The organism is Proteus hauseri ATCC 700826 (assembly GCF_001654965.1).
Taxonomy (GTDB): Bacteria; Pseudomonadota; Gammaproteobacteria; order Enterobacterales; family Enterobacteriaceae; genus Proteus; species Proteus hauseri.
In genome coordinates this window covers 130,408-137,143 of sequence record NZ_LXEV01000032.1, presented here as the reverse complement: position 1 = coordinate 137,143, position 6,736 = coordinate 130,408, and the positions used below count along the sequence as shown (strand labels likewise).

The following is a 6,736-nucleotide window of genomic DNA, read 5'->3' as shown; positions in this document are numbered from 1 at the left end:
ATTAAGAAACCTAAGTCTAACGACTTAGGTTTTTTTTTGTCTTGAATTTATAAAAACCAAGCAAATAGATATAACAATTTATAAAGTGATGATTTCCTATAAAAATAATCAATCTTATTGATCATTATATCCCTTAAAAAGATGAGGGTGTTGGTAAGCTTTGGTATACTGAGTAATAGCAAGAGATCCTATTGCTCATTTGAGGTTGCTAATGGCGAAAAAACCGACTTACTCCGTACGCTTTGTAGCGGGTCAACCTGTAGAAAGGATTGAACCAAGTGCTCCTTTAAATGAAAAAAGTGACTCTTTGCCTATTGGAATGCCACTTTATACCGAAGGCCTCCTAAAAATTACTGTTTGGAACATCTATAAACAGCAGCGGATCAACTGGCGAAATATGTTGGAAGTATTATCCACTGATACCCAACTGATCTTATTGCAAGAAGCCCAACCTACACCTGAACTTGTTCGTTTCGCTGGCGTTCATCATTTAATAGCGGATCAGGTTCCTGCTTTAGCTTTTCAGCAACATCCTGCAGGTGTAATGACTCTTTCTAGCTCCCACCCTATTTATTGTTGTCCTCTAAGAGAAAAAGAACCCTTTTTGCGCTTAGCTAAATCGGCATTAATTACAGTTTATCCATTAATTACAGGCGAACATTTAATGGTTGTAAATGTTCATGCTATCAATTTTAGTTTTGGTGTAGATGTTTATCAGCGTCAATTAAGCAATTTAGCGACCCATATTATGCATCATAAAGGTCCTATTATACTCGCTGGAGACTTTAATGCTTGGAGTCGGCCAAGAATTAATGTACTTAAACGTTTTGCTCGTTGGTTAAAACTAAGGGAAGTTTCTTTTGATAATGATTGGCGTACTCGCGCATTCGGTAAACCCTTAGATTATATTTTTTATCGAGGTTTATCATTGAATAAAGCGGAAGTGCTTATTACTGATGCTTCAGATCATCACCCTTTAATTGCTACATTTTATTAATACTATAAGTAATAACAAAAAATATAATCTCTTAAGCTTATTTAAATTTAAGAGATTGTTTCCCTTATTGACTAGAAAAATTAATTTCTTATTCAATTATCTACATGTATAATATATTGGTTATATTTAACACCTTATCTATACTTTTTAAATTGGTTTAATTCTAATTTAATATAAGGTATTAAATGTCGATGAAAAATATAATTATTATTGGCGGTGGTACCGGTGGGACTATTCTCGCTAATATTCTTGCGAAAAAATTAAATAATGAAATATTTTCAAATAAAATCAAAATAACGCTTATTTCTGATAATCCAAATCATTATTACAAACCTGCTTTTATGTATATTGCATTTAATCTTTTTTTAAAAGAGGAGTTAATGCGTTCAGAACGAAGTTTATTAAGACCTGAAATAGAACTTGTTATTGATAAAGCAGAGCGTTTTGATTTTAATAATAAGATTATTTATTGTGAATCGAAGAAAAAATATAATTATGACTTTCTTGTTTTAGCTACTGGATGTATACCTCGTCTTGATAAAATTGAAGGTTTAAAAGAAGCTGGAAATCATTTTTATCAATATGAAGCGGCACGTAATCTTGCTGATAAAATTGCGACAATTGAGAAGGGTCGTGTATTTATTACGGTTACTTTTCCTGAAACACCTAATGTGCCTCATCAATGTGGTATTGCACCAATGGAAACTACATTGATGCTTGATGAATTTTTACGTCAACGTCGTGTCAGAAATAATATTGAAATTATTTATACCTATCCTACTGTTTCCCAGTTATTAAGAAACTGCCTCTTTATGCAACAAGAGGTTTGTGAGGTTCTTCCTGCGGTATTCTCAGAACGTGACATAAAAGCGAAGCGCGGCTTTACGCTAAGTCATGTTGATCCTGATAAAAAGATCGCTTATTCAAAAGAAGGTGAAGAAGAACCCTTTGATATTTTAATGAGTACACCACCTATCACGGCGGTGGAAGCAATTCGTAATACGGGATTAAGCGAATACAAGAATGGAGAAGGGTGGTTACCAACAGATCCTGAAACTTTACAAGTTTACGGGCTGAATCAAGTTTATGTTATTGGTGACACCGTTGATCTACCTATTAGTAAAGCCGGTGGAAGTTGTCATAACCAAGCGGGTGTTATTGCTAATAATATTTGCGGAGAGCTTCGCTATGGCTATCCCGCTGCAATATATGACGGACGAGTTCAAGCAGTTGCTCAAATGGGGTTATCTGCAGGTATGCCTTTACAATATGACTATAAACATGATGTGACACCTACACCGCCAACTAAATTAGGTGGCTTATTACGTAATAGTTATAACCGAGGATTATATTGGGCGACAGTGAGAGGATTATTATAGGGGAATAATAATGAGTGAAAATAATTTAAATTTAGTGGAAAATCAGCTATTTACTGATGAAGATAAAATACATCTCCAACATTTATTAGAAAAAGCAAGACCGCTATTAGCATTAAAACGTTTTGATAATATCGTTGATTTATTATCTTTAATTTCGGACTCAATTGATATTATCGATAATGCAACAGTAGAAAAACTTTCAGTAGCGTTTGAAGAAACAATGATCCCCGTTTGGGAGTTAAGTACAGCGTTTAATATGGCAAAAAAAGAATCTATTTATCAAGATAAAAAATATACATTAGGTTCAACTTTTTCATTATTAAAAAATCCAGATACGTTGAAAGGATTAACTATTGTATTAAGGACACTTCAGATTATTGGCGAGAATAATCAAAAAATAGATGTTTAACTATTATATTAATTAAGGAGATATAATGACGCAAAGTAATAGGAATTTTAATACTCAGGCAATACATTATGGTTATTCTCCGTTAGATTATCAGGGAGCATTAGTGCCTCCTATTTTTTAAACATCTACGTTTGCTTTTCCAACCGCTCAATATGGTGCAGCCTGTTTTGCAGGAACAGAACTCGGTCATTTTTATACCCGAATATCCAACCCTACACTCGATTTATTAGAGAAACGATTAGCTCAATTAGAAAATGGTGAAGGAGCTGTCGTTTTTTCTTCCGGCATGGGTGCGATTACCTCAACATGCTGGTCATTACTACAACCTGGTGATGAACTGATTACGGATATGACAATCTACGGTTGTACTTTTTCATATTTTAATCAAGGTCTTGCTAAATTTGGTGTAAAAATAAAACATGTAGATTTAACAGATCCTGCAAAATTAAAAGCCGCAATTACAGAGAAAACAAAGCTAATTTTCTTTGAAACACCCGCAAATCCTAATATGCGAGTGAGTGATATTGCTAAAATATCTGAAATAGCACACCAACATCATATTTTAGTCATGGTTGATAGCACCTATTGTTCTCCTTATTTACAAAAACCATTAGAACTTGGTGCCGATATCGTCGTGCATTCCATGACAAAATATTTATCAGGTCATGGTGATGTAATGGCCGGTGCAATTATTACTACTCATGAATTAGCCAATAAAATACGCGTTGAAGGTTTAAAAGATATGACAGGCGCCTGTTTATCTCCTCATGATGCTTCTTTAATATTAAGAGGGATAAAAACGCTAGGTATTAGGATGGAGCAAGTTTGTAAAAATGCACAGCATATTGCTCAATTTCTTGAAGATAATCCTAAAGTAGAAACTATTCATTATCCTGGGCTTCCTTCTTTTCCTCAATATCAACTAGCAAAGCAACAAATGCGTTTAGCCGGTGGAATGATAACAATTGAATTAAAAGGTGGAATTAAAGCGGGTAGAGATTTCCTTAATCGGTTAACACTCTTTACTCGCGCTGTTAGCTTAGGAGATTGTGAATCTCTAGCTCAACACCCTGCAACAATGACTCATGCGACTTATAGCGCAGAAGAACGTCAAAGACATGGTATTAGTGATGGCCTAATACGACTATCAATAGGTCTGGAAGATGTTGAAGATTTAATTGCAGATTTAGATCAAGCACTAGCTTAATTAATTTTTAGCAGCAAAACAAAAGGCTGTGAATATTTCACAGCCTTTTTAATTATTGTAGATAATTTATAGCAGATAGGTGCTCATTATTTTTGGGTCATTCTTGGCTTGATGCCTACATAATAACCGATAGTTAAAATAGCAACCCACACCATACCGACCACTAATGCCATTCGGGTTGATTCAAAATAACCTAAAATCGCAATAACAAACGCCATAAAGACAATGGTTAATGCAGGTGCAATTGGCCAAAGAGGGACTGGGAATTTTAGTGTTTTTACTTCTTCAGTACTCATTTTACGACGCATAGCAACTTGAGAAAGCAAAATCATTAACCAAACCCAAACTGTTGCGAACGTTGCGATAGAAGCAATAAGAACAAAGATCTGCTCCGGGATAAGGTAGTTAAGCACCACGCCTAAAAGCAGCACAACAGACATCACTAACACCGTCATCCAAGGCACACCATTACGGGTGAGTTTCATAAAGGATTTTGGTGCCTGTCCTTCTTGCGCCATACCATACATCATACGACCTGCACCAAAGATATCACTATTAATTGCAGAAATAGCTGCGGTGATAACGACAAGATTTAAGATATTCGCGGCTGAGTTAATCCCTAGATTTGAGAAAATCTGCACAAATGGACTCCCGTTATGCCCAATTTGTTGCCAAGGGAAAATACACATCAGAATAAAAATTGTCAGTACATAGAATAACAAAATACGAAATGGTACAGCGTTAATCGCTTTAGGGATGGTTTTCTCCGGATCTTTTGCTTCACTTGCGGTAATACCAATAACTTCGATACCACCAAAAGCAAACATCACTATGGCGAGCGAGGCGATAACCCCTTCTATACCATTAGGCATAAAGCCGCCAAACTCCCATAAATTAGAGATACCAATAGGATGCTCGGTTTGTTGACCAAAACCGTACATCATAATGACAACACCACCAATAATCATCGCAATAATGGCAGTGACTTTAATAATAGAAAGCCAAAATTCCATTTCACCGAATATTTTTACATGGCAAAGATTTAAGGCGCCAATAAAACAGACTATCCCTAATACCCATATCCATTGCTCAACATCAGGAAACCAGAGCTTCATATAAAAGCCAAATGCAGTTACGTCTGCCAAACAGACGATAAGCATTTCAAAAACATAGTTCCAACCGGTTAAAAAACCTGCGAGTGGCCCCATGTAATGGCTTGCATATTGTGAAAATGAACCTGCAACAGGGTGATGAACGGCCATTTCCCCTAATGCACGCATAACCATAAAAACGGCAGCACCACCAATAAGATAGGCGAGTAATACAGCGGGACCTGCTTTTTCTATCGCAGCCGCAGAACCATAAAATAACCCTGTACCAATTGCAGAGCCTAGCGCCATGAAACGAATGTGCCGCCCTGATAGACCTCGTGAAAGCTGATTTTCTTTTTGCATCTAAAATATTCCCATCTCTGTCCAACCGAGCAAACCGGTTCTTTTTTCAGTGTCTTCTCGCACGTTAGCTATTCAAAACAAACCATGTACCTTATCATAAAGCCTCTTACGGTGAGATAGTTATCTGTAATAATCATCAGCATTCATTGGATATCAGAGTTTCTTATGCAATACCCCATAAACGAAATGTTTCAAACTTTACAAGGTGAAGGTGTTTTTACTGGCGTTCCTGCTCTTTTTGTTCGTCTACAAGGATGTCCCGTTGGTTGCAGTTGGTGTGATACCAAACATACATGGGAAAAAGAAGAAGAAAAAAAAGTTCCTATTGGTGATATTCCAATTAAAACGCAAGAAAGTGATGCTTGGGGAAATGCCACGGTTGATGAAATATTAGCGCTGTTTCAACAACAAGGTTATAGCGCAAGACATGTTGTTATCACAGGTGGAGAACCTTGTTTATATGATTTACGCCCTTTAACGGAAGGTTTGGAACAGGCAGGATTTAATTGCCAAATCGAAACTAGCGGTACTCATGACATTTTATGTAGTGAACAAACGTGGGTCACGCTATCGCCTAAAGTCGGGATGCGAGGTGGTTTTACGGTATTACCTAGTGCAATAAATCGTGCTAACGAAATAAAACACCCTGTTGGTCGCCAAAAAGATATTGAAGCATTAGATGCATTACTCACATTAAGAACATCGTTGCCTGCACCTGTTGTTGCACTACAACCCATTAGTTGTAAAAATTCGGCGACGAAATTATGTATAGAAACCTGTATTGCTCGAAATTGGCGATTCTCAATGCAAACGCACAAATATTTAAATATCGCCTAATATGATGTTGTTCTCGCAAGCAAAAAAATCAGCCAATAACAGGCTGATTTTTCTTTTAGGTGACAGATAATTATTCACCGCGATAAATACATCCTGCTGTGCAAGTCTCTTTAACCATCACGGCTGATAACAATGGCAGTGTTGGCTTGACTTGTTGCCAAATCCATTTTGCTAATACTTCGCTGGTCGGATTTTCTAATCCTGCAATGTCATTAAGATAGTAGTGATCTAGGCTATCAAGAGTCGGTTTAAATGCCGCTTTAACATCGGCAAAATCAATTAGCCAGCCTGATTGTGCATCAACTTCACCGGTTAGCTCTAATCTAACAAGAAATGAGTGTCCATGAAGGCGACCACATTTATGTCCTTCAGGAACATGTGGTAAGTGGTGTGCGGCTTCAAACTGAAAATCTTTAAAGATGGTGGTTATCATCAAAACTCTCTTGACTTAAT

At 36.6% G+C, this 6,736-nt stretch carries 6 protein-coding genes and 1 pseudogene; 5 read left to right on the top strand and 2 right to left on the bottom strand.

The genetic code is table 11. The features are described from left to right. Nucleotides 1-211 precede the first annotated feature (211 nt). The 4 genes and pseudogenes from M997_RS15135 to M997_RS15120 all read left to right on the top strand — a co-directional run bounded on the left by M997_RS15135 (nucleotide 212) and on the right by M997_RS15120 (nucleotide 3,992). Nucleotides 212-997, top strand: a complete 786-nt coding sequence (locus M997_RS15135) for an endonuclease/exonuclease/phosphatase family protein (protein ID WP_064720944.1) — start codon at nucleotides 212-214, stop codon at nucleotides 995-997. 191 nt (nucleotides 998-1,188) lie between these two features. Beyond that, on the top strand, nucleotides 1,189-2,376 hold the full coding sequence (locus M997_RS15130; RefSeq protein ID WP_064720943.1) for an NAD(P)/FAD-dependent oxidoreductase: 1,188 nt from the start codon (nucleotides 1,189-1,191) through the stop codon (nucleotides 2,374-2,376). A 10-nt stretch (nucleotides 2,377-2,386) separates the two neighbouring features. Next, nucleotides 2,387-2,785, top strand: coding sequence for a helical membrane plugin domain-containing protein (locus M997_RS15125; RefSeq protein WP_064720942.1), 399 nt, complete (start codon nucleotides 2,387-2,389; stop codon nucleotides 2,783-2,785). A 25-nt stretch (nucleotides 2,786-2,810) separates the two neighbouring features. Further along, nucleotides 2,811-3,992: pseudogene (locus M997_RS15120) on the top strand (methionine gamma-lyase). Between the two features lie 86 nt (nucleotides 3,993-4,078). Here the strand turns inward: M997_RS15120 and M997_RS15115 are convergent. After that, nucleotides 4,079-5,446 carry an amino acid permease gene (locus M997_RS15115; RefSeq protein ID WP_064720941.1) on the bottom strand — a complete coding sequence of 456 codons (1,368 nt, stop codon included), beginning with the start codon at nucleotides 5,444-5,446 and terminating at the stop codon, nucleotides 4,079-4,081. Between the two features lie 165 nt (nucleotides 5,447-5,611). Between M997_RS15115 and queE the strand changes: the two genes are divergently transcribed. Then, nucleotides 5,612-6,283, top strand: a complete 672-nt coding sequence (gene queE / locus M997_RS15110; protein WP_064720940.1) for a 7-carboxy-7-deazaguanine synthase QueE — start codon at nucleotides 5,612-5,614, stop codon at nucleotides 6,281-6,283. Nucleotides 6,284-6,353: 70 nt separating this feature from the next. Here the strand turns inward: queE and queD are convergent, their stop codons facing one another. Then, nucleotides 6,354-6,719, bottom strand: coding sequence for a 6-carboxytetrahydropterin synthase QueD (queD, locus tag M997_RS15105; RefSeq protein WP_164971522.1), 366 nt, complete (start codon nucleotides 6,717-6,719; stop codon nucleotides 6,354-6,356). Between the last annotated feature and the right edge of the window lie 17 nt (nucleotides 6,720-6,736).